General features: G+C 72.0%; 19 protein-coding genes. 10 read left to right on the top strand and 9 right to left on the bottom strand.

Annotated features, from left to right (window positions below; translation table 11 throughout):
- Nucleotides 1-22: 22 nt before the first annotated feature.
- The 3 genes from ABT057_RS05390 to ABT057_RS05400 all read left to right on the top strand — a co-directional run bounded on the left by ABT057_RS05390 (nucleotide 23) and on the right by ABT057_RS05400 (nucleotide 3881).
- A complete protein-coding gene (locus ABT057_RS05390) occupies nucleotides 23-1114 on the top strand; it encodes an ABC transporter permease (RefSeq protein ID WP_352341120.1) in 1092 nt (363 codons plus the stop codon).
- A complete protein-coding gene (locus ABT057_RS05395; protein ID WP_352341121.1) occupies nucleotides 1050-2093 on the top strand; it encodes an NAD(P)-dependent alcohol dehydrogenase in 1044 nt (347 codons plus the stop codon). Before ABT057_RS05390 ends, ABT057_RS05395 begins: the two co-directional genes overlap by 65 nt.
- Before the next feature lie 969 nt (nucleotides 2094-3062).
- Entirely contained in the window at nucleotides 3063-3881 is an 819-nt protein-coding gene (locus ABT057_RS05400) for an SDR family oxidoreductase (protein WP_352341122.1), read from the top strand.
- A gap of 44 nt (nucleotides 3882-3925) precedes the next feature.
- Here the strand turns inward: ABT057_RS05400 and ABT057_RS05405 are convergent, their stop codons facing one another.
- From ABT057_RS05405 to ABT057_RS05415, 3 genes are read right to left on the bottom strand one after another with little or no spacing between them, the layout of a single operon-like run.
- Nucleotides 3926-4726 carry a ThuA domain-containing protein gene (locus ABT057_RS05405; RefSeq protein ID WP_352341123.1) on the bottom strand — a complete coding sequence of 267 codons (801 nt, stop codon included), beginning with the start codon at nucleotides 4724-4726 and terminating at the stop codon, nucleotides 3926-3928.
- Between the two features lie 3 nt (nucleotides 4727-4729).
- Nucleotides 4730-5494, bottom strand: a complete 765-nt coding sequence (locus ABT057_RS05410) for an SDR family NAD(P)-dependent oxidoreductase (protein ID WP_352341124.1) — start codon at nucleotides 5492-5494, stop codon at nucleotides 4730-4732.
- A gap of 40 nt (nucleotides 5495-5534) precedes the next feature.
- The gene (locus ABT057_RS05415) at nucleotides 5535-6773 is read right to left on the bottom strand and encodes an acyl-CoA dehydrogenase family protein (protein WP_352341125.1); all 1239 of its coding nucleotides are present in this window, start codon (nucleotides 6771-6773) and stop codon (nucleotides 5535-5537) included.
- Between the two features lie 196 nt (nucleotides 6774-6969).
- On the opposite strand from ABT057_RS05415, the gene ABT057_RS05420 reads away from it, so the two are divergent.
- From ABT057_RS05420 to ABT057_RS05430, 3 genes are all read left to right on the top strand, one after another.
- Nucleotides 6970-8508, top strand: coding sequence for an AMP-binding protein (locus ABT057_RS05420; RefSeq protein ID WP_352341126.1), 1539 nt, complete (start codon nucleotides 6970-6972; stop codon nucleotides 8506-8508).
- 65 nt (nucleotides 8509-8573) lie between these two features.
- Entirely contained in the window at nucleotides 8574-9179 is a 606-nt protein-coding gene (locus tag ABT057_RS05425; RefSeq protein ID WP_352341127.1) for a histidine phosphatase family protein, read from the top strand.
- A 137-nt stretch (nucleotides 9180-9316) separates the two neighbouring features.
- Complete coding sequence (locus ABT057_RS05430) at nucleotides 9317-10288, top strand: PDR/VanB family oxidoreductase (RefSeq protein ID WP_352341128.1); 972 nt, start codon at nucleotides 9317-9319, stop codon at nucleotides 10286-10288.
- Between the two features lie 294 nt (nucleotides 10289-10582).
- On the opposite strand, the gene msrA is transcribed toward ABT057_RS05430, so the two are convergent.
- From msrA to ABT057_RS05445, 3 genes are all read right to left on the bottom strand, one after another.
- Nucleotides 10583-11098 (bottom strand): peptide-methionine (S)-S-oxide reductase MsrA, encoded by a 516-nt coding sequence (gene msrA, locus ABT057_RS05435; protein ID WP_352341129.1) that lies wholly within the window; start codon nucleotides 11096-11098, stop codon nucleotides 10583-10585.
- A gap of 101 nt (nucleotides 11099-11199) precedes the next feature.
- Nucleotides 11200-12036, bottom strand: coding sequence for a prephenate dehydratase (locus tag ABT057_RS05440; protein ID WP_352341130.1), 837 nt, complete (start codon nucleotides 12034-12036; stop codon nucleotides 11200-11202).
- Nucleotides 12037-12213: 177 nt separating this feature from the next.
- Nucleotides 12214-13941, bottom strand: coding sequence for an LCP family protein (locus tag ABT057_RS05445; protein ID WP_352341131.1), 1728 nt, complete (start codon nucleotides 13939-13941; stop codon nucleotides 12214-12216).
- Between the two features lie 319 nt (nucleotides 13942-14260).
- Here ABT057_RS05445 and ABT057_RS05450 point away from each other — a divergent pair, with 319 nt between their 5' ends.
- Both ABT057_RS05450 and ABT057_RS05455 read left to right on the top strand, forming a co-directional pair.
- Nucleotides 14261-15076, top strand: coding sequence for a DUF899 domain-containing protein (locus ABT057_RS05450; protein WP_352341132.1), 816 nt, complete (start codon nucleotides 14261-14263; stop codon nucleotides 15074-15076).
- Nucleotides 15077-15144: 68 nt separating this feature from the next.
- Nucleotides 15145-15714, top strand: coding sequence for a GNAT family N-acetyltransferase (locus ABT057_RS05455; protein WP_352341133.1), 570 nt, complete (start codon nucleotides 15145-15147; stop codon nucleotides 15712-15714).
- 70 nt (nucleotides 15715-15784) lie between these two features.
- Here the strand turns inward: ABT057_RS05455 and ABT057_RS05460 are convergent, their stop codons facing one another.
- From ABT057_RS05460 to ABT057_RS05470, 3 genes are all read right to left on the bottom strand, one after another.
- Nucleotides 15785-16807, bottom strand: a complete 1023-nt coding sequence (locus ABT057_RS05460; RefSeq protein ID WP_352341134.1) for a phosphotransferase — start codon at nucleotides 16805-16807, stop codon at nucleotides 15785-15787.
- Between the two features lie 69 nt (nucleotides 16808-16876).
- Entirely contained in the window at nucleotides 16877-17857 is a 981-nt protein-coding gene (locus tag ABT057_RS05465) for a threonine ammonia-lyase (protein WP_352341135.1), read from the bottom strand.
- Nucleotides 17858-18030: 173 nt separating this feature from the next.
- Nucleotides 18031-18393, bottom strand: coding sequence for an ArsR/SmtB family transcription factor (locus ABT057_RS05470; RefSeq protein ID WP_352341136.1), 363 nt, complete (start codon nucleotides 18391-18393; stop codon nucleotides 18031-18033).
- A 333-nt stretch (nucleotides 18394-18726) separates the two neighbouring features.
- Between ABT057_RS05470 and ABT057_RS05475 the strand changes: the two genes are divergently transcribed.
- Together ABT057_RS05475 and ABT057_RS05480 are read left to right on the top strand one after the other, a co-directional pair.
- Nucleotides 18727-18993 carry a GlsB/YeaQ/YmgE family stress response membrane protein gene (locus tag ABT057_RS05475; RefSeq protein ID WP_352341137.1) on the top strand — a complete coding sequence of 89 codons (267 nt, stop codon included), beginning with the start codon at nucleotides 18727-18729 and terminating at the stop codon, nucleotides 18991-18993.
- A 374-nt stretch (nucleotides 18994-19367) separates the two neighbouring features.
- On the top strand, nucleotides 19368-22397 hold the full coding sequence (locus ABT057_RS05480; RefSeq protein WP_352341138.1) for a glycosyl hydrolase: 3030 nt from the start codon (nucleotides 19368-19370) through the stop codon (nucleotides 22395-22397).
- The last annotated feature ends 142 nt before the right edge of the window (nucleotides 22398-22539 follow it).

A 22539-nucleotide genomic window follows, 5' to 3' on the forward strand; every position in this document is an offset into this window, starting at 1 on the left:
GCCCTGGAAGGAACCGAGTGACATGAGGTCCATCCCGACCCGGGCGGCGGCCGCCCTGTCGTTCAGGAACATCGGCGCCGTGTACGTGTGGCTGGTCATCGTCGTGCTCTTCTCCGTATGGGCACCGGACACGTTCCCGACCGCCATCACGGTCAAGCAGGTGCTGAACGGCAACGCCGTGGCAGGTCTGGTGGCACTCAGCGTCGTACCGCCGCTGGCCGCACGTGTCTTCGACCTCTCGATCGCCTACACCATGTCGCTGACCAGCGTGCTGACCGCGCGTTTCCTGGTCTCCGCGGGACTCGGGCCCGGCGCGGCCATCGCCCTGGCGATGACGGCGGCACTGCTGATCGGAGTCGTCAACGGAATCGTGGTCGTGGTCCTGCGCGTCGACTCGTTCATCGCCACCCTGGCCACCGGCGCGCTGATCCAGTCCCTGATCACCATGGTCACCAACGACAGCTCGATCACGGGTGTGCAGCTGCTCGCCGAGCCGTTCGCGAGCATCGCCCAGCTGGACGTGGGCGGCATCACCCTGCCGGTGTTCTACCTGCTGCTCGCCGCCGGAGCCATCTGGTTCCTGCTGGAACACACCGCCACCGGGCGCCGGTTGTACGCGACCGGTTTCAACACCGACGCGGCCCGGCTGCAGGGGGTGCGCACCGACCGGCTGCGATTTCTGACCCTGGTGGCCTCCGCCCTGCTCTCCGGTTTCGCCGGCGTCGTCTTCGCGTCCTCGGTCGGATCCGGCTCGCCGACCGCGGGCACCCCGTATCTGCTGTCGGCGTACGCCGCCGCGTTCGTCGGGGCGACCCAGTTGCGCGCGGGCCGCTTCAACGCCTGGGGAACGGTACTCGCCGTTCTCCTGCTCGGCACGGGCATCACCGGACTCGGGCTCGCCACCAGCGCGCAGTGGGCCGCGAGTCTGTTCACCGGCTCGGTCCTCATCGTGGCGCTGGTCCTCACCGGCGGGCGGATCGCCCTGCCCGCCGTGCTGCGCCGCCGGACGGGGACCCGCCCTGATCCGACCATCGGCAAGGAGATCAGAGATGAAGGCTGTCCAGTACCGGCAGGTGGGGCACACCCCCGAGGTCGTGGAGGTTCCCCTGCCTGAGCCCGGCCCGGGCCAGGTGCTGCTGAAGGTGGCGGCGGCGGGGCTGTGCCACTCCGATCTGGCGGTGATGGGCTGGCCCGAGGAGCAGTTCCCCTACGCCCTGCCGATGACGCTCGGCCACGAGGGTGCCGGGACGGTGGCGGCGCTGGGCGCCGGTGTCACCGACGTGGCGGAGGGCGAGGCGGTGGCGGTGTACGGCCCGTGGGGCTGCGGACGCTGCGCCAAGTGCGCCGAGGGCAAGGAGAACTGCTGCCCGCACGCCGGCGGCCTCGGCATCGTGCCGCCGGGGCTCGGCCGTCCCGGCGCCCTGGCGGAGTACCTGCTCGTGGACTCACCACGCCACCTGGTGCGGCTGAACGGTCTCGATCCCGTCCAGGCCGCGCCGCTCACCGACGCCGGACTGACTCCGTACCACGCGATCCGCAGGTCACTGCCGAAGCTGCTGCCCGGCAGCACGGCGGTGGTGATCGGCGTCGGCGGTCTGGGGCATCTCGCCGTGCAGCTGTTGCGCGCGCTGACCCCGGCCAGGGTGATCGCCCTCGACACGGTCGAGGAGAAACTGAAGCTGGCCCGCGAGGTCGGCGCCCACGAGGCGCTCCTCTCCGACAGCGAGGCGGCGGCACGGATCAGGGAACTCACCGGCGGTACGGGAGCGGAGGTCGTCCTCGACTTCGTCGGGGCCGAGGGGACGCTGACCGTGGCCGCCGCGTCGGTGGCGGTGGAGGGCGACGTCACCGTCGTCGGCCTCGGCGGGGGCACGCTGGCGGTCGGCTTCGGGGGCGGCCTGCCGTTCGAGGTGTCGGCCTCCTTCCCCTACTGGGGCAGCCGCACGGAGCTCATGGAGGTCATCGAACTCGCCCGGCAGGGTCTCGTGTCCTCCCACGTCGAGACCTTCACGCTGGAACAGGCACCCGAGGCGTACGAGCGTCTGCACGCCGGCGACATCAACGGCCGCGCGGTGATTCTGCCGCACGCCTGACGGGGAGGACGGCCCCGCGTTCGCCGGAGCGGGGCGGCGCGGTCCCGAATGGTGTGTGTTTCTGTCAGTGGGCCCCGTCAATGGAGCAGGCGCGGCGATGTGGAGGAGGGCGGTGCCGCGGCCACCGACGGCGGCACGGCCGAGCCGTCCTGGCCGCTGACGACCTGGCAGGAGTGGGGGGTGTGAAGTGGTCGGGCCCGATCGTCTCAGGCAGGACGACCGGCCTGGCCGCCGCACCGGCCAGGCACGTTCCTCTCCCCGGCACCTGGCCGAGCCCGCCGGGGACTTCGGGACCGCCCCGGCCGGCCGACTGCCCCGGACTCCGCGAGCCCTACGGGACGACTACTCGCCGCCGGTGAACAGCCACACACTTGCCCAGGCGGTAGTGGTGTACAGCTGCCCGGTCGATGCGTCGTGGGCCAGCCATTTGCCGGTTTCTCGATTCTGCACCACGACGCCGGAACCCGCCGTGAAGTAATCCCAATTCTGGGCGTTGCTGCCGCTGCATTCGACATAGAAGACGCCGCCCCAGAAGTCGGAGAGGCACTGGTTCGTGTAAGCCTTTTTGATGGTGGACCCGACTCGGTCCCACAGTTGCGCTCTGTTGCCCCAGTCGCAGTCGGCCGCGCTCGTCAGGCCGCTGGCGTTGGCCTGGACGCACTTATTGGTGTCCCGGCCGTAGATCCAGGCGCGAGTGAAAAGTGCAAAAGTCGCCTATCTGACTTTCGGGGGCTCGACGACAATCCGGTGACACGTCGGCGGCAAGAAAAGAGCAAGGAAACTCGCAAGGCGTGACCCTGATGACGGCTTCTGGACGCGGTCGGGCCCGTGCGCGGCCCGCCGAAGCGACTCGGTTGGAGCGGGTCAGGCGGCGATATCCGAGCAGAAACCCACAGGCACACACAGAGTTCCAGAGAGGTTTCAGGGCTTGGCCGGGAGGTGACGCCGTGTCCGCTACCGTGCCGGTCCATGACGGTTCTGATCATCGGGGGCAGTGGTTTCCTGGGCGGCGAACTGATCCGGCAGGCCACCGCGGCGGGGCACGAGACGTCGGCGACGTTCGCCTCCCGTCCCGGCCGGGCCGCGGGTGCGGCGTGGCATCGACTCGACCTCCGCGACCCCGCGCGGGTGGCCGGGCTGATCGCGGAGGTGGCCCCGTCGGTCGTGGTCGACGTGTCGAGCGGCGGGGCCGACTGGGCGGTCACCGCCGACGGCTCCGTCCGTGTGGCGCTGGCCGCCGCCGAGCGGGGCTGCCGTCTGGTGCATGTCTCCAGCGACGCGGTGTTCTCCGGCTCGCGCGTCCGATACGACGAGAGCTGCCTGCCCGACCCGGTCACCCCGTACGGCGCCGCGAAGGCCGCTGCCGAGACGGCGGTGCGGCTCCTGATGCCGGCCGCCGCCGTCGCCCGGACTTCGCTGATCATCGGGCACGGCCGGTCCGTGCACGAGCGCACGGTGCACGCCCTGGCGGACGGCACCCGTGGCGGGGCCTTGTTCACCGACGACGTCCGCTGCCCGGTCCATGTCGAAGACCTCGCCGCCGCCCTGTGGGAGATCGCGCTGTCCGACGCGGCCGGGATGTTCCACCTCGCCGGGCCGGACGCCCTGAGCCGCCACGACCTCGGTGTGCTGATCGCCCGGCGCGACGGCCTCGACGGCGCGCGGCTGCCCGCCGGGCGACGAGCCGAGTCCGGCCTGCCCGGGGCCCTCGACGTACGTCTCGACAGCGGCGCGACGCAGGAGGGCTTGCGGACCAGGCTCCGCGGCGCCCGCGAGTTCCTTCACTGAGGCCACGACGACTGCCGGTCCGTCAAGGCGCGCTCCTGTTCCGCTCAGGCGCCGGCCGCCCGCTCCCCTGCCGGGTCGCGTGCGCCCACCACGCGTTCCACGCAGCGCCGGAGCACCGTCAGGAACTCCGGGGTCTCCCACGGTCCGACGTCGACCCGCCCGGTGTCGTCGACGCCCAGGTCCTGCACGTCGTAGCGGCCCCGGCAGTGGCCGAGGGTGAAGTAGCAGACCTCGCCGAGGCCGTGCCGCTTGAGGTACAGGACCGGTCGGGGCGCGCTGTCGAGGGCCGCCGTGTCTCCTTCGGCGAACCCGCGGCACGGTCCCGTGTACTCGGCGTGCAGCAGCACCTCCAGCTCACCGTGCAGCTCGCACACGTACAGCTCGTCGGTGACCGTGAACGGCCCGATCCCGGCGACCAGCGGATGGCCGGGCCGGGTCACCAGCACCTCGTACGGCTCGATCGGCGGGTGGGCCAGGAACTGACTGCCGAGCACGCCCGCGAGTTCCCCGAGGAGCCGTGGCGTCGTGAACACCCGTGGCCCGCCCCCGGTCGACGGCTCGATCACCGAGTTGGTGCCGTGCAGGGCGAGCCAGCGGCCGCCCCGCTCGACGAACCGGGCCAGCGCGGCCCGCTGCGCCGGGCGGGGCCGGACGTCGCAGGTATAGGTGATGAGCAGATCGGCCCTGTCGAGGGCGGCCACGCAGTCGTAGTCCTGGTGGACCGTGGTGCGTACCCGAGGATGCTCACCGAGCAGTTCCAGCAGGCGCAGCCGCGCGTGGTCGAAGTCGTGCCAGCGGCCGCCGCAGACGAGGACGGCGTCCAGGCGGCCGGCCGGGCCCGCCACGGCTCAGTACTGGACGCGGGTGAGCAGCCCGCCGTCCACCACGAGGTTGACCCCGACGCAGAAGGAGCCGGTCCGGCCGAGCAGGAACGCCACCGCCGCGGCCACGTCCTCCGCGGTGCCGTAGCGGCCGATGGGCAGCTTGGCGAGCACCTCCTCGTACACCTCCGGGCGGCCGGTGCGGATGGTCTCCCAGGCGCCGCCGGGGAAGTCGATGGGGCCGGGCGAGACGGTGTTGACGCGGATGCCCTTCGGCGCGAGGGCGTGCGCGAGGGCCGAGGCGTGCTGGACGACGGCCGCCTTGAGCGCGGAGTACGAGTTCGCTCCGGCCGGCCGCGCGGTGTCGGAGGCGTTGGTGGTGCCGATGGCCACGACGGCGGCCCGGTCGGAGGCCTCCAGGTGCACAAGGGCCGCTTCGACGAGTCCCGCGAACGGGATCAGGTCGCCGCGCAGGCTGGCTTCCCAGGATTCGGGGCCCTTGACGTTGCCCGCCGACACGTTGGACACCAGCAGGTCGAGGCCGCCGAGTTCACCGGCCGCCCGCTCCACGAAGCCCGCGAGCGCGCCCGGGTCGGTGACGTCGACCGGTTCCGCGAACACGGTGGCTCCCTCCCCGCGCAGTTCGGCGGCGGTCTTGGCGAGGTCCTCCTCACCGCGGGCGCACAGCGCCAGCGCGCACCCCTCCGCCGCCAGTGTTCCGGCGATCGCCCGGCCGATGCCCCGGCTCGCGCCGGTCACCAGCGCCTTCGCGCCTGTCAGTCCCAGATCCATCGATGTCACTCCTTCGTGATTGCCGAAACGTCCCGGTGGCTCAGTTGCCGGGCAGCTGCGAGAACGGCGCCCGGTCCGCCCGCGGCTCCGGCGGCAGCTTCAGCACCCGTTCGCCGATCAGGTTCCGCTGGATCTGGTCGGTGCCTCCGGCCAGCCGGTAGCCGGGGGCGCCTAGCAGATGCTGGGTCCAGGCGAAGGTGCCCGGTTCGCCGGTGTCGGCGCTGATCCGCGCTCCCATCAGCTCGGCGGCGACCTGGCCCGTGCGGGTGAGCAGTTCGGAGGCCATGAGTTTGGTCAAGGACGCCTCCGGACCCGGCCGGCCGCCGGCCGCGCTCGTCCGTGCCACGCGCTCGACGGTGGCCGCGCGCAGGGCGGCACGGACGTACAGGTCGGCGAGGCGCTGGCGGACCAGCGGGTCCTCGGTGCGGCCGAGGGAGCGGGCGAGCGCGAGAACGTCCGCGAAGGTGCCGCCCTTGCGGCGGTTGCCGCTGCCGGAGGCGGTCCGCTCGAAGGCGAGGGTGGTGGTGGCGACCTCCCAGCCCTGGCCCGGTCGCCCGATCCGGAGCCGGTCCGGGACGCGTACGCCGCTGAGGAAGACCTCGTTGAAGGAGGCGCCGCCGCTCATCTGCCGGATGGGGCGCACCTCCACTCCGGGGGCGTCCATCGGGACCAGGAAGGCGGTGATGCCGGCCTGTTTGACGACGTCCGGGTCGGTGCGGGCGAGCAGCAGACCGTAGTCGGCGAACTGGGCTCCCGAGGTCCACACCTTCTGACCGTCGATCACCCACGAGTCGCCCTCCTGCCGGGCGCGGGTGCGCAGGGCCGCGAGGTCGGATCCGGCGCCCGGTTCGCTGAAGAGCTGGCAGGCCAGCAGGTCGGTGCGCAGGAACGCGCGCGCGTGGTCGTGGCGTTGCTCCGCCGTCCCGAACAGGGAGACGGCCATCGCGACCAGGCGCACGGTGACGCTGATCAGTTCGGTGGACGGCGGCACCTCGAACGCGGACTCCTCCTCGGCGAAGACGGCCACGTGGGCGGCGGTCAGCCCCGCTCCGCCCTTGTCCTCGGGGAGGGCCAGCGCCTGGTAGCCGGCGTCGAAGCGGGCCCGCTGGTAGGCGCGGCAGCGCTCCAGCAGCAGGCGTTCCTCGTGCTGGGGGAGGTTGTGGAACACGGCGAGGTCGGCGGCGTCCTGGCCGGGCTCCTGCCCCCGCGCCGGTTCGAGCACGGTGGCCAGCCACTGCCGGACCTGGGTACGCCATGCGTCGGGGTCGGGCTGGGCCATGGCTCCTCCTCGAACACTTACCAGACGACAGGTTCAGTAACAGGGGTGAGGACGGGTGGGCCATTCACCGCTGAAACATGCGGAAACAGCTCCGTCTGCGGTCAGAGTGTTCCGCACTTTCTTGATAAACGCTACAGTCTCAGCATTCCCTCTCCCCCTCGAATCGGGAGAGGACCGAGGAGCCGCCGGAGGAGCCATGTCGCTGCTGCCACTCGACCGTCGCGCCCAGGAGACACCTGACGAGGCCGCCCTGGTGGACGACCTGGGCGTGCTGTCCTGGTCCGCTCTCGCCGACCAGGTGGCGCGGGCGGCGGTCCGGCTGCTGGAGTTCGCGCCCGGCCCCGACGACCGGGTCGCCGTCCTCGGTGACAACGCGATCCCGACGCTGGTGGCCCATCTGGCGGGTCTGCGTGCCGGAGTGGGGACCGTGGCCACCTCCCGGAACCTCACCTCGGGCGAGCTCGTCGACCAGATCACCGACGCCGGTGTGACCGGGATCATCGCCGGACCCGTCGGCGCGGGCGCGGCCCTCGACGCGGGCCGCGAACTGGGCCTGCCGGTCGTGACGCACGGAACCCCGGCGACCGGGCACGCCTTCGACTGGGACCTGTGGCTGGCCGCCGCGCCCGCCGGACGCACCCTCCCCACGGACCGGCCCGCCCGGCCGCCACTCGTCTACACCTCGGGAACCACCGGACGGGCACGCGGCACCGAGGTGCGCTGGGTGAGCGGCCCGGTCGCCGACAGCACCGCCTACCTCGCCGCGATGTCCGCCCGGCCCGGATTCCCGCCCGGACCGCACCTGGTGTGCGGCCCGCTGCAGCACAACGCGCCGCTGACCTCGCTGCGGCACCTGGCGGCCGGTGAGCCGGTGGTCGTCCTCGGCAGATACGACGCGGAGACGTTCCTCAGCCGGGTGCAGAGGTGGCGGGTCTCCTCGACGGTCATGGTGCCCACCCATTTCCAACGGCTGCTCGCCCTCCCGGAAGAGGCCCGCGCCCGGTACGACGTGTCCAGCCTGCGGCAGGTCTCCCACACCGGTTCCGCGTGTCCGCCGGACGTGAAGCGCGCCATGATCGACTGGTTCGGTCCGGTGCTGACCGAGTCGTACGGCGCCAGCGAAGCGGGAACCGTGGCCCGTATCAGCAGCACCGAGTGGCTGGCCCACCCGGGCTCGGTGGGGCGCGTCCGGCCCCCGTTCGAGGTCCTGGTCACCGATGACGACGGCGGGCGACTGCCGTGCGGAGAACGCGGGTTGCTGGCGTTCCGGGCGCCGGACGATCAGGGCGTCCGCTATCACGCGGACCCGGACAAGACCAAGGCCGCCTACCTCTCCCCCGGCGTCTTCACGCTCGGCGACATCGGATATGTCGACGCGGACGGCTACATCTTCATCACCGACCGGGCCGCGGACGTCGTGGTCTCCGGGGGCGTGAACCTGTACCCGGCCGAGAGCGAGGCGGTCCTGCGGCAGCACCCGGCGGTCGCCGAACTCGCGGTGATCGGCGTGCCCGACCCGGACTTCGGCGAGTCGCTGCGGGCGCTGGTCGTGGTGGCGGGCGACGAGCCGCCGGCCGACGAGCTGGACCGGTTCTGCCGCGAGCGCCTCGCCGCCTACAAGTGCCCGAAGACGTACGAGTTCGTTCCCGAGCTGCTGCGCAACGCGATGGGCAAGCTCGACAAACGCGCGATGCGCCGCCCCTACTGGAGCTCGGAACGGACCATCGCCGGCTGAGCCGGCCCGCCCGCCCAGCAGCCCCGCACCCCCTGACGGATCGTCGCACCTCCGAAGGATCATCCATGACCGAACTCCTCCTCATCCGGCACGGCCTCCCCCTGGCGGGCGTGTTCGACCCGGGGCTGTCGCCGGAGGGCACGGCTCAGGCGGAACGCCTCGCCGTCTGGCTCGGGCACGAGGGCCTCGACGCCCTCTACTCCAGCCCGCTGCGGCGCGCCCGCGAGACCACGGCACCCCTGGAACGGCTCACCGGCATGACCGCCGCCGTCCTCGACGACCTGCGCGAGTGGGACACGGACGTGTCACAGCCCTACACACCGCCGGAGCAGATCGGCACGGACGACCCCCGGGCGGCGGCGCTCGCCGAGGGACGCTTCGAGGACTTCGTGCCCGACCTGGACTGGGACGCCTTTCGCGCGCGGGCCGCGCGGGCCATGGACACCATCCTCGACGCCCATCCCGGCGGGCGGGTCGCCGCCGTGTGCCACGGCGGCATCACCAACACCTATCTGGCCACGGTGCTCGGCCTGCCCAGGATGTTCTGGTTCCATCCCGGCTACACGTCGGTCAGCCGGGTGCGGCGCATGCCGGGCGGACGGATCGTTCTGCACTCCGTCAACGAGACGGCCCACATGATCGCCGATCGTGCCGTCGACGCCGTCGCCTGACCCAACCGCCCGACCCGCCACCCGACCCCGTCGCCCACCCCAGGAGGTCGCGGCCGTGTGCGGAGGCGACGGCCAGGGCGACGCGCCGCTGCCGCATCCGCCGAGGCAGGCCGCCTGAACCCCGGAGCTGAATCACCATGAACGACCGACCGTCCCCGGCCCCGACGACCCTCACGGTGGCCGCCCGCACCCTCGCCTCCGAAGGCGTGGTCTCCCTCACCCTGCGCCGCCCCGACGGCGGTGCGCTCCCCTCCTGGACGCCGGGCGCCCACATCGACGTGATTCTGGAGGGCGACGGCGGCGGCGATCTGATCCGCCAGTACTCCCTGTGCGGACACCCCGCCGAACGCGGGGCCTGGCAGATCGCCGTGCTGCGCGAGCCCGGAGGCCGCGGCGGCTCGGCGTACGTCCACGACCGCCTGCGCGAAGGCGCCACCGTGCGGGTCCGCGGACCGCGGAACAACTTCCCGCTGCGGCCCGCCGCACGTCATCTGTTCATCGCCGGCGGCATCGGTATCACGCCCGTCCTTCCCATGGTCGAGGCCGCCGAGGCCGCGGGAGCCGACTGGCGTCTGCTGTACGGCGGCCGCACCCGGGCCTCCATGGCGTTCCTGGACCGCCTCGCCCCGCACGGGGACCGGGTACTCGTCCGTCCGCAGGACGAGTACGGCCTGCTGGACCTCGCCGGCTGCCTCGGCATGCCCGAAGCGGGCACCCTCGTGCACGCCTGTGGTCCCGAACCCCTGCTGCGGGCGGTCCAGGAGCAGTGCGCGGGCTGGCCGCCCGGCACACTGGGCGTCGAGCGGTTCGCCCCGGTGGAGACGGTGGAAAGCGCCCCGGCCGAGGCCTTCGAACTGGAACTGGCCCGTTCCGGGCTCACCCTCACCGTGCCGCCGGACCGTTCGGTGCTCGAAACCGTGGAGGAGGCGGGTGTCGCGGTCGACTTCTCCTGCCGGGAAGGCACCTGCGGCACCTGCGAGACCGACGTGCTCGACGGCAGGCCCGACCACCGCGATTCACTGCTGACCGAGGACGAACGGTCCGCAGGCGACACCATGCTCATCTGCGTCTCCCGCTCCCGCGGGCCCCGCCTCGTCCTCGATCTGTGACGGCGGTCCGACGATCCCCGGGGCGAAACGGAAGCGCGATCCGGGGGGGCTCGCCACCCAGGCGTCACCTGCTTGACCGGTGACGCAACGCGTGCGGGGGTCAGCGCGTCTGCGCTGACCGGCCACCGCGGCTTACAGTCCACCGCGTCCGCGACGGCCGCGCGGCAGTCGTCGACGCCGACCGCCGCTGACCGCCCACCCGCACGGGACGCCGTGGTCCGACCGCCCACGGCGCCTCCGAGCGGCACGGCCGCCATCCGCCCGGCGTGGACGGATTCCCGGCCGCTGCGGTGTTCAGGACTCGCCGCGCCTGGGCAGCCGCCAGTTCGGGCGCGGGAAGTGGCAGGTGTACCCGTTCGGATAGTGCTGGAGGTAGTCCTGATGCTCCGGCTCGGCCTCCCAGAACGGGCCGGCCGGCACCACCTCGGTCACCACCGGCCCCGGCCACAGCCCGGACGCCTCGACGTCGGCGATGGTGTCCTCGGCGACGCGCCGCTGCTTGTCGTCGAGGTAGAAGATGGCGGAGCGGTAGCTGAGGCCCACATCGTTGCCCTGCCGGTCCTTCGTGGTCGGGTCGTGGATCTGGAAGAAGAACTCCAGGATCGTGCGGTAGTCGGTGACCGCGGGGTCGTAGGCGATCTCGATCGACTCCGCGTGCCGCCCGTGGTCGCGGTAGGTGGGCTGGGGCTTGTCGTCGTCACCGCTGTAGCCCACCCGGGTGCGCACCACGCCGGGAAGCTTCCGGATCAACTCCTGCATGCCCCAGAAGCAGCCGCCCGCCAGCAGCGCCCTCTCCTCGACATCGCTCATGGCATCTCACCTTCCTGTCCGCGCCTGTCCGCAGGACCAGCCTCGCACACCGGCCGGGAAACCCCAGCCCTCGTTCTCCACCGCGCCGGACCGGGGTGCGGTCAGCTCTCCAGCCGGTGCGGATGGGCCGGATAGACACCCAGGACGCGCACCTCGGAGGAGAAGAAGCGCAGTTCGTTCAGGGCCAGGGCGACAGGGGGCTCGTCGGGATGGCCCTCGATCTCGACGTAGAAGCGGCTGGCGTTGAGCCCCGCGCCGATCTGGTAGCTCTCGATCTTCGTGAGGTTGACCCCGCTGGTGGCGAACCCGCCGAGCGCCTTGTACAGCGCGCTCGGGATGTTGCGCACGCTGAAGAACAGGCTCGTCATCGTCGGCTCTCCCAGGTCCGGGGCCGGGGCCGCGTCCCGGGACAGGACGACGAACCGGGTGGTGTTGTCCGGGTCGTCCTCGACCTCGGTGCGCAGCACCTGCAGGCCGTGGAGCCCGGCCGCGGCGGGCGGGGCGAGGGCCGCGTGCCGCGGGTCGCCGAGTTCGGCCACCTCGCGTGCCGCTCCGGCCGTGTCGTCGCTGACCAGGGTGCGCCAGCCGCCCGCAAGCAGCACCTTGCGGCACTGCCCCAGGGCGTGCACGTGACTGCGTACGCACTCCACCTGGTCCAGGGTCGCGCCGGGCACTCCCATGAGATCGAAGCGGATGGCGAGGAAGTACTCGGCGACGATGAACAGCCCCGACTCCGGAAGCAGATGGTGTACGTCCGCGACCCGTCCGGCGGCCGAGTTGTCCACCGGGATCACGGCGACGTCGGCGGTGCCGAGCGTCACGGCGTCGAGGGCCTGCTCGAAGCTCGTGCAGGCCAGTTCGCCGCTGCCGGGGTACAGGGCGTGCGCCGCGGTCGCCGAGTTGGATCCGGGTTCACCCTGATATGCGACGGTCGTCACCGTGTTGAGCCTTCCTGGGGGAGGTCCTGTCGTCGGGCGGCAGAAGCTCCATCGCGTACCGCGCCTGTTGCAGTATCGGCGAGCCGGCACCGGCCGGATGCGCCAGGGGGTGCCGGCCGGCGCCTCGGCCGGTGACGATCCTTGTTGTCCCGGGCGGCTTCTCCGATCCGTACGACCTCAGTCGTCCGAGTCCGGCTTGCTGCTCGCCGCCGCGTACGCCTGGGCCGGCGTCATGGGTACTCCGTTCAGAGCGACCGTCTTGAAGGGGCTGACCTTGGCGCAGGTCTTGGCCTCGTCGGCGGTCTGGGCGTGGGCGTTGGAGACCGCGGCCCGGGTGTCGGCGGGCGCGGGCGAGGACGTACCGCCCGGGTACGTGGCGCCGCTCGGCCAGTCGCTGCCGATGACCAGCGTCAGACCGGTTCCGGTGCCCTGCTCCAGGCGGGCGGACGGCAGGCCCAGCGCCTTGGCGGCCGTCTGCGCCTCGCCCTTCCGGCCGGCGCCGTAGGTGAGGGTGGTGGTGGTCGCGGGGCTCGGGGCGTTGGCCGTGGTCGTGCCGGAACTGAAGCCGGCGTCGGTGAGGGCGGACGCGACGGTGGAGGCGCGGCCGGTGATGCCGGTGCCGTTCTCGACCGTGACGGCGATCCGGGAGGCCGGCACGGCGGCCACCGTGGCGGTGGCCTCGGCTTTCGCGGTGGCGGAGGCCGCAGCCGACTTCTTGCCGGAGCCGGTGGTCAGGGACTGGTCGTTCGCGATGGTGGAGAACAGGGTCTTGGCGCCTTCGCCCACCACGACGCGGTCGCTGTTCGTCGGGTCGGGGGCCGTCTGCATGGTGGTGAACGTCATCCGCTTGGTGGGGACCTTGTTCAGGTCGGCGGCGAGCCCGATCAGCTTCTGCACGCTGCCCAGGCCGTCGTCGACGGTCAGCGCCTTGGTGGCGGCGTCCGCGAGGCCGTAGACCGCGGTGGGGTCGGTGAGCGTGCCCGCGCTCTTGAACTTGCGGATCATCGCGCTGAGGAAGATGTGCTGGGAGACGGTACGGCCGAGGTCGCCGCCGTCGCCGAAGCCGTGCCGGGAGCGGACGAACTCCAGGGCCGCGACGCCCTTGAGCGTGTGGGTGCCCTCGGACAGTTTCAGGTGCGAGTAGGTGTCGTACACGTTGCTGCTCACGCACACGGAGACGCCGCCGACCGCGTCGGACATCTTGACCACGCCGGAGAAGTCGAGCTTGACGAAGTGGTCGATGGGGATGCCGGTGAGCTGGTGGATGGTGGCCACCTGGCAGGCGGGGCCGTACTGGAGCGCGCTGTTGATCTGGCCGTAGTAGCCGGGCGTGGAGGTGCCGGTCTCGCCGTCCTTGCACGCCGGGACGTCGGTCATGGTGTCGCGCGGGATGCTCATCACGGTCGCGTTGGAGCGGTCGGCGGATATGTGGACCACCATCTGCACGTCCGCGTTGCCGTTGCCGGTCTGTACGCCGGTCTGGGAGCAGCCTCCGCCCAGCTTGCAGTCCGCCTTGCTGGTACGGCCGTCCGAGCCCATGACCAGGATGTTGATCGGGGTCCGGCCGAAGGCGTCGGCCTTCTCGGTGCCGCCCTTGCCGCCGAGCGAGACGCTGTTGATGTTGCCGTTCAGGTGCTGGTAGAACCACCAGCCGGCGCCGGCCGTGCCCAGGACCAGGACCGCCAGGCACAGACCCAGTGTCCGCAGTACCCGTCGGCCGCGTCGTACCGGCCCGGCCCGGCGCGCTCCCCTGCCGCCGCGTCGGCGTTCGGCCGCGCGGGCGGCGGCCCTGCCGCCGTGTGGTCGGACCCCGTCCGGCCCGGTCGTACGCTGCCCGGGCACCTGGGCGGTGCGGCTGCGGTTGCGTGTGGCCTGGCCGACCTGGCCGTCCCACGGGTCGCTCATCTACCACTCCCATGAACGGTCGGGCCCGCGCCGGCCGGGCCGCCCTGGGGCGGGGCCGGACTTGCGCGACGACGAACAGGTCGGCAAGCAAGATCACCTTGATTGCGTAGTTGCGCAATCTAACAAAACCTTGGCCGGTGCAGCGCAAATCCTGGGGCAATTCACAGGTGAGGCTTCTCATGCAACCTCCACGGCGGTTTTCGGCTCCGCGGGTGCCGGCCCCGGCGCCGATGAGTTCCGGCATGGTCGCGAGTCTGTTCCGGTGAGCGTCTCAGGACGTTCCACGACGCCGTCCGGCACGAGCACCACGGAGGACACCATGACCACCACGCCCGGCAACACGAGCAGCGACCTCCCCGGCAAGCCGCCGGTCGTCGACCTGGCCACCTGGCAGGCGGCGCGCGAGGAGCTGCTGATCCGCGAGAAGGCGCACACCCGTGAGGGCGACGCGATCGCCGCGGCCCGGCGGCGGCTGCCGATGGTCGAACTCGACGGCTCGGTCGAGGTCACCGGCGCCGACGGCCCGGTCCCGTTCCTCGACCTGTTCCAGGGTCGCGACGAGCTCGTGGTCTACCAGCACATGTGGTACGACGGCGCGCCCCACCAGGGTCAGTGCGAGGGCTGCACCACCACGGCCTGGCATGTGAAGGACGCCGTCTACCTCAATGCCCGGGGTGTCTCCTTCGCCGTCCTGACCTCGGGCCCGTGGGACGAGGTGGCTCCCTACGTCGAGTTCATGGGGTACACCCAGCCCTGGTACTCGGTGCGGGGCGTGGCGGCGCCGGTCGGCGGGGAAATGGGCCATATCGCGTGTTTCCTGCGCGACGGCGACCGCGTGTTCCTCACCTACTCCACGACGGGCCGTGGCAACGAACCGGTCAACGGGTCCCTGAGTCTGCTCGACATGACGCCCTACGGCCGCGGCGAGGCGTGGGAGGACAACCCCGAGGGCCGGCCGGTGCTCGGCGATGTCCGCGAGGGGTACCCGTCCGTGGGCCGCCAGGCCTGCTGGTACTGGCGCTCGGACGCGGACGGCAACGCCACCTGGGGGCCGACCAGCCGGCCCGTACCGCAGTGGACCCGCCCCGGCGCGACCCCCGTCGAGACCCTCGGCCGGCACGGCCACCACCACTGACGCGCACGCGACGCCGGTCCTCCGTATCCCGTTGCAGCGAGCCGTGCCGGCGAACAATCATGGCCGTCATGGAGCGACCGAGGCAGATCATCGAGTGCGGAGACCTCGTCCTGCGACGCTGGCGGGGGCAGAGCGACTTCGCTCCGGCATTCCAGTTGATCGAGGAGTCTCTGGACCATTTGCGCCCCTGGGAGCCGTGGGTCGCCCACCACAGCGAGAAGAGCACCCGAGACTTCCTCGCGAGGTCCGAGTCGAACTGGGCGAGCGGTGACGTGTACAACTACGCCATCGCCAAAGAGGGCACTCTCGTCGGCATGTGCCAGACCTACCGCTGGGCCGAACCCCAGGGCCGGCGCATGGGGTACTGGCTGCATCCTGCCGCCACCGGCCGGGGCATCGCCACGAGAGCGACGGCGGCCATGGTCACCGAGATGTTCACCCTGCCGGACGTGGCGTACCTGGAAATCGTGCACGACCTGGCCAACACCTCCAGCGCCGCGATACCGCGCCGGTTGGGCTTCACCGAAGTCCTGCGCGAACAGGTGACGCGGCCCACGGCTCCCTCCGGCAGCGGGATCGACGTGGTCTGGCGGCTGAACCGTCCTGCGCCGCCCGTTGACGGCTCTCCCCGCCCCTGAACAAGGGGGAGCCGCTCACGCACCCGTCGCATGTATGGAGGGCTGCGGATCCGGGGGCCGGTCGCCGCCGCTACGGGAAGGTGCGGCTGGATTGGAGATAGCCGGTGAGACAGGTCAGGGCCAGGGCGATGTCCTCGCCGGTGCCGTGCGGCCGACGCAGTTCGTCGGCGAAGACGGCGATGTCGGCGAGCGTCCACCACATCCGGTACAGCGCGATGCCGGCCGGTGTGGCGATGCGGCCTGTGGCCCGGGTGTAGCGCGCCAGTACCTCGTTCTCACCGCCGGCCCGCTCCTCACCGAGCAGGTCGGCCAGGGCGGTGGTGAGCATCCACAGGTCCCGTTCCGGTGGAGCGATCCGCACGGTGCCCCAGTCGATGAGCCACAGTCCGGCCGGGGTTCGCATGATGTTGCCGGGATGTGGTTCGCCGTGTGTGACCACCCACGTCGCCTCGGTGCCACGGACCGTGTCGACATACCGGTCGAAGTCGGCGAGCCACCCGTGGACGCGCCCGGCGTGCGCGGCCAGCACCCGGCGGGCGGGCTCGGCCGAAGGCCCGCCGGTCCATTCCCGGTCGAGGTCACGCAGCGCCTCGAGCAGGCGCTCCCGGCCGGGCAGCACCAGATCCGTGCGTGGAGCGGTGTCCGCCACCAGCGGGGTGGCCCGGTGCAACTCGGCCAGAAGGTCCGTCACTTCGGCCCGGTCCTCGGGCCGGTGCACCCCGAACTGCCCGGCGACGCCCGCGATCATCGGGAACACCGAGAGGGCGTACCGCGGAGTGGGCCGCCACACCACCGCGCCGGTCAGGGCCGGGACGGGCGCGAGGACGTAGCCGAGCCCGGCGTCGTGCTTCAGGGCCAGCGCGGTGCTCAACGACCGGCCGAGCCGGCCGAACGCGTCATCGCGCCCGCCGACCTCGGCACCGAGGTCGTCGGCCTTGACGAACCACGCCGTCCCGTGCCGGTCGACCGCCGACCAGTGATGGCTGCCCGCGCCCACCGGCAGGTACTCGACCGACCGGGCCTCGACGGCCCAGCCGTCGGCCAGTGCCCGGACCGGTGCTGTCTCGCTCAAACCCGTCGGCCGGTCTCGCATGCCTCGGCATTCTGCCTCCGGTGACGGGAGGTCTCGACGACGCGCGGACGGCACCCTGATGAGCAATGGTCAGGACTGCCGGAGGGAGGCCGCGCCGACCCAGTGGTGGTAGGCGTCCACGTCGACGTTGCTGCCGCACACGATGGTGACGACGTGTCGGCCGGCGAAGCGGTCCCGGTCTTCGAGGATCGCCGCGATGCCGAGCGCGGCCGAAGGTTCGACGACGAGGCCGGCGTGCTCGAGGAGTGTCCGCATACCGGCGATGATCGACGCCTCCTGGACCAGGACGGCGTCGTCGGCGACCAGGAGGAGGTCGTCCAGGACGGCCGGGATGGGACGCCGGCCGGCGACGCCGTCAGCGATGGTGTCGGTCGAGTCGGTGGTGACGACACGCCGTCTGCGCCACGAGTGTGTCAGCGCGGGTGCGCCCTGCGGCTGGACGCAGATCACCTCGATTTCGGGTGCCGCCGCCTTCATCACATGACCCACGCCGGTGGCCAGCGCGCCGCCGCCGAGAGCTATCAGGACGGTGTCGAACGACGCGGCGGTGTCCACCAGTTCCAGGCCCATGGTCGCCGCGCCCTCACAGGTCTCGATGTCCAGGCTGTCTTCGACCAGCCGGATGCCGTCGTGCCGCGCGATGGCCGCCGCGCGCTCGCGAGCCGTCTCGTGGTCGCCGTCCACCAGCTCCAGCCCGGCGCCCAGTGCGCGGATGCGATCAAGCTTGGCCCGAGTCGCGAAGCGGGATGCCACGACGGTGATGTCGAGCCCCCGGCCGCGACCGGACCACGCGAGGGCCTGGCCGAGGTTGCCCGCGCTCGCACACACCGCGGCTCGCGAGCCGTTGGCGGCCAGCTTGCTCGCGATCACCTCGGTGCCACGGGCTTTGAAGCTGCGGACCGGGTTCGCCGTTTCGAGCTTGATGCTCACCGCGCACCCGAGGCCGGGCTCCAGCGCCTCGCAGCGGTACAGCGGAGTGTCGAGAAAGACCGGGTCGATCACCCGGCGAGCCGCCCGGATCCGAGCGGTGTCGAGACGCGTCTCCTGCACGGCACAGCAGCGTAGCGCCACCGGCGCCGGTTCCATGAGCAACTGTCAGGAGTGGTGGGTCGGTTGAGGTGTGTCACGCCACATGCGGCCGGCCGGCCCGGACGGCTGCGAAGCAGTCCGTCCGGCGGCACGGGATCCGGCATCGCGGAACCCGGTCCCGAGACCTCGCGGTATCAGGCACCGGTGCCGCGCAGCCGGCGCACCGGCGCCGGGACCTGGTGCGAGCGCGCGGTCAACTGCCCCACCATCACGCGCACCACGGTGACGATGTCCGGGTCGTCGACGTAGTAGACCTGCCGTCGGCCGTCGCGGCGGGAGCGCACCAGCCCCGCGAGCTTCAGCTTCGCCAGATGCTGGCTGACCGCGGGCAGGGCGCCGCCGACACGGTCGGCGAGGTGGGTGACGTCGCTCTCGCCCTGCGACAGGGCCCACATGAGGTGCAGCCGGGCCGAGGACGCGAGGAGACCGAACGCGGCGGCCGCCTCCGTGAGCACCTCGGCGGACGGGTCCTCCAAGCCACCGATTCTGTCCGCCACAGCCCTCTCCCGTCCCGTTCGCGTCACAGCAGAGGCATGCGCGCCCACTCAGTGTAGCCGCCGGCCAGGGTGCCGCAGGCCGCCGAACGTCGGGCATCCAGTTCACGGGTTGCGCAATGTTCTGAGCGAAGGCCTCCGAGTGAACACCTCTGAGCGACGGCCTTTGATCGAATGTCTTGAGCTGGTGACAGGATCTCGACGACTCGGGTTCAGCCGCCATCAGGATCTCGCCGATGCCTCACTGCCACCTCTACCCTTGCGCAATCAGGCAACTTACAGCGCGGACACCCGAGGGGGGCTCCGCCAGGCCCGACCCGACGGGAGAGCAACATCATGGGCATCATCGGCTGGATCATCCTCGGTCTGTTCGCCGGAGCCATCGCGAAGATCCTGCTGCCCGGCCGCGACCCGGGCGGCCTGATCGGCACCACCGTCACCGGCGTCGCGGGCGCCTTCGTCGGCGGCTGGCTCTCCGCCCGCTTCCTCGACCGCCCGGTGGAGAGCCACTTCTTCGACCTCTACACCTGGGGCGCGGCCGTCGGCGGCTCCCTTGTCCTGCTGATCGGCTACCGGCTGCTGTTCGGCAACTCACGCAACTGAACCCCGCCGGTCGGCGATCACGGCGGCCGGGACGCGGGCGGGCGACGGCCCGGAAAGGCCGGCACGCCCCGGTACCGGCTCCGCCACGCCCGCCCGCCCCATCGGCCACACCCCGATCCCGAGACGATCACCGCCGTGCTGCGCGAGTGCGCCGCCGCCCGCGGTGGCGTCGACCGCCGCTCCGGTCGCCGACGCCCGGAAGGCGGGTACCGAGGTCCTCACCCTGGACGCCCGGACAACACCCGTACCCCGAGCCCATTCCGCTTCTCGAGTCCGTCCCACATCTTGACCTTGATCCGGACCGAGGTTTAGCGTTCCCGCGTCGAGAGTGATTGAAACGATTCAAACCACAGACGATCACCTGGGGGAGCCTCATGCAGGCACCGGTCGCGCAGGGCGGCGGCATGTCACGACGAGCGGTCCTCACCGCCGGGGCCACGGCCGGGATCGCCGCGGCCCTGGGATCCGGGACGACCGCCGCCGCGGCGCCGTCCCCCGCCGACGCACGCGGACCGGCCGCCGACTGGTTCACCCACCCGGCTCGCCCGGTGCGCCCCAAGTTCCGCTGGTGGTGGCCGGACGGTCTGGTGAACACCGACGAGATCGCCCGCGAGGTCGACCAGATCGCGGACGCGGGATTCGGCGGCGCGGAGATCGCCGCCGTCCATCACAGCGTCAAGGACAAGTCGGTCCTGGACACCGCCCACCACGGCTGGGGCAGCGGGCCATGGCTCGACGGCGTCGAGGCCGCACTGCGCCGGGCCGCGAGACGGGGCCTCACCCTCGACCTCACTCTCGGCCCGAGCTGGCCCGTCGCGGTGCCCGGCCTCACCCCTGACGACGAAGCAGCCGCCAAGGAACTCGTCCACGGCCGGGCCTCGTTGGGCGGCGGAGCCACTTTCCAGGGTCCGGTACCGCCACCCGTGCAAGCGCCCGCCGCCGGTGTGACCCGGCAGCGGCTCCTCGCCGTCCAGGCCGCCCGAGTCGACCCCGCGTACTCCACTCGCAAGGAGACCGGGCTCGACGTCTCCAGCGTCCGCGACCTCACCTCCGCCGTCGACGAGGCCGGCACCCTGACGTGGACGGCGCCCGAGGCCGGGGACTGGGTGCTGATCTCCTACTGGACGCGCGGCTGCGGTCAGCAGCCCGAATCCGGCCCGCACACCGCGCCGGCCGCCTACGTCGTCGACCATCTCGACCCGGCGGGCACCGCGGCCGTCACCGACTTCTGGGAGCGGCGGCTGCTGACCCCGAGCCTGCGGGGCCTGTTGAGGGCGGCGGGCGGCGCCTTCTTCGAGGACTCCGTCGAGCTGGAGACGGACGGCCTGACCTGGACGCCGTCACTGCCGGACGCCTTCGAGAAGCACACCGGCCGCCCCTTGCTGCCGTACCTGCCCGCTCTGGTCCTGAGCGACGGCAACCAGGTGTTCGCCTTCGAGGCCCAGCTGACCCGGCAGATCAGGCACGACTTCTGGGAGACCTTCTCGGAGTTGTTCAACCGTCACCACGTCCGCGCGCTGCGGGACTGGGCCCACTCCCTCGGCATGGACCTGCGCGCCCAGCCGTACGGCCTGCAGACCGACGCGATCGCCTCGGCGGCGATCCTCGACCTCCCCGAGGGCGAGTCCCTCGGCTTCAAGAACCTCGACGACTTCCGCTGCCTCGCCGGCGGCAGGGACATGGCGGGCCACACCGTGCTGTCCTGCGAGGCGGGCGCCTACAACGGCTCCGCGTACAGCACCACTTGGGACCGTTTCCTGCGCACCATGGGCGGCGCCTACGCGGCGGGCGTCAACCAGACCGTCGTCCACGGCTTCTCCTACGCGACGGCACCCGGCGCGAGCTGGCCCGGTTTCGCCGCCTTCAGCCCGTACAACGGCGGCCCCGGCTACGGCGAGTCGTGGGGACCCCGGCAGCCCACCTGGCACCACATGACGGACCTCGCCGCGTACCTCGGCCGCGTGCACGGGGTGCTCCAGTCCGGCACCGCCCGCGCCGACGTCGCCGTCTTCCGGCAGACCGGCTATGCCGCCACCGGCATCGGCGCGTCCTGGTTCACCGCGACCGGCGTCCCGCTGGGCTGGACCCACCAGTTCCTCAGCGGGCCGCTGCTCGCCCTGCCGGGCGCCACCGTCTCGGGCGGCCGGCTCGCCCCGAACGGCCCCGCCTACAAAGCCCTGTTCGTCGAGGGCGACTTCTTCTACGGCTCCACCCCCACCCTCGCCCCGGCCGACGCCCGCCGCCTGCTCACGATGGCCGAGGCCGGACTGCCGGTCGTCCTGCTGGGCGCCTTCGACGAGCCGCTCACCCCGGGCGTCCCCGACGACGGCGAGACCGACCGGCTGCGCGAACTCCTCACCCGTCTGCTCAGCCTGCCCAACGTCCTGCGGATCACGGACAAGGACGCCGTGGGCGACGCCCTCACCCGGCTCGGAATCACCCCGGACGTACACCACGCCACGCCCTCCACGCTCCTCAACGCACACCGCGTCACGCAGGACGCCGACTTCTACTACCTCTGCAACGGCAAACACGCGGAGACGGTCAAACCGCCCGTGGCCGCGATCGACCACGAGGTGACGCTGCGTCACACCCGCCGCGCCGGGGGCGGGGCGACGATCCCCTACCTGTTGGACCCCTGGACCGGCGAGGTCACGCGGATCGCCCGGTACTCGGAGCGGGACGGGGACGTCACCGTGCGGGTGGCCCTCCAGCCCGGACAGGTGATGATCGTCGCGCTGGGACGCCCGGGGCTCTTCGGCGACCGGAACGGAGCACGGCCGCACGTCCTCACCACGGACGCGCCCGAAGTCCTCTTCACCGAGGGCGAACTGACGGTCCGTTCGAACACCGCGGGCGCGTACACGACGCGCCTGTCGTCCGGCCGTACGGTCACCACGACGATCCCGCCCGTACCCGCCCCGATCACCCCGGGTCAGTGGCGGCTGGACGTCGACGACTGGTACCCCGGATCCGGCCAGGACCGGACCGGACACGTCCACCGCACCCTGACCCTCGACACACTGCTGCCCTGGTCGCGGATCCCGGAACTGGCCGACTCCGCGGGCATCGGCCGGTACCGGACGACGATCGACCTGCCGTCCGGCTGGACGTCCTCGCACGGCGCCCGCCTGGAACTCGGTCAGGTCTCCGACACCGCCCGCGTCACCGTCAACGGCACCGGCGCCGCACCCCTCGACCGTCTCCAGCCGGTCGTCGACGTCGGCCCCCTGCTCAGGCGCGGCCGCAACGTGATCGAGGTGGAGGTGGCGACCCCGCTCGTGAACCGGCTCCGGGTCGCCCAGCCGGCGGTCTTCGGCGCTGTCGCCCGACAGGACCACGGACTCGTGGGCCCCGTACGCCTGGTGCCGTACGCACAGGCCACGGCCGGCCGAGGGCGGTGACCCGCGGCGGCTACGACCACGTTCCGCGGCTCGGCCCCTCGGCGCCCACCACCGGCCACCGCCTCTCGGCCTCGGTGCACAGCACGAACGGGCGGGCAACTGCGACCGGTTCGCGACCGGCCACCACCCGGTGACCGTCCAT

The organism is Streptomyces sp. NPDC002588 (assembly GCF_040295925.1).
Taxonomy (GTDB): Bacteria; Actinomycetota; Actinomycetes; order Streptomycetales; family Streptomycetaceae; genus Streptomyces.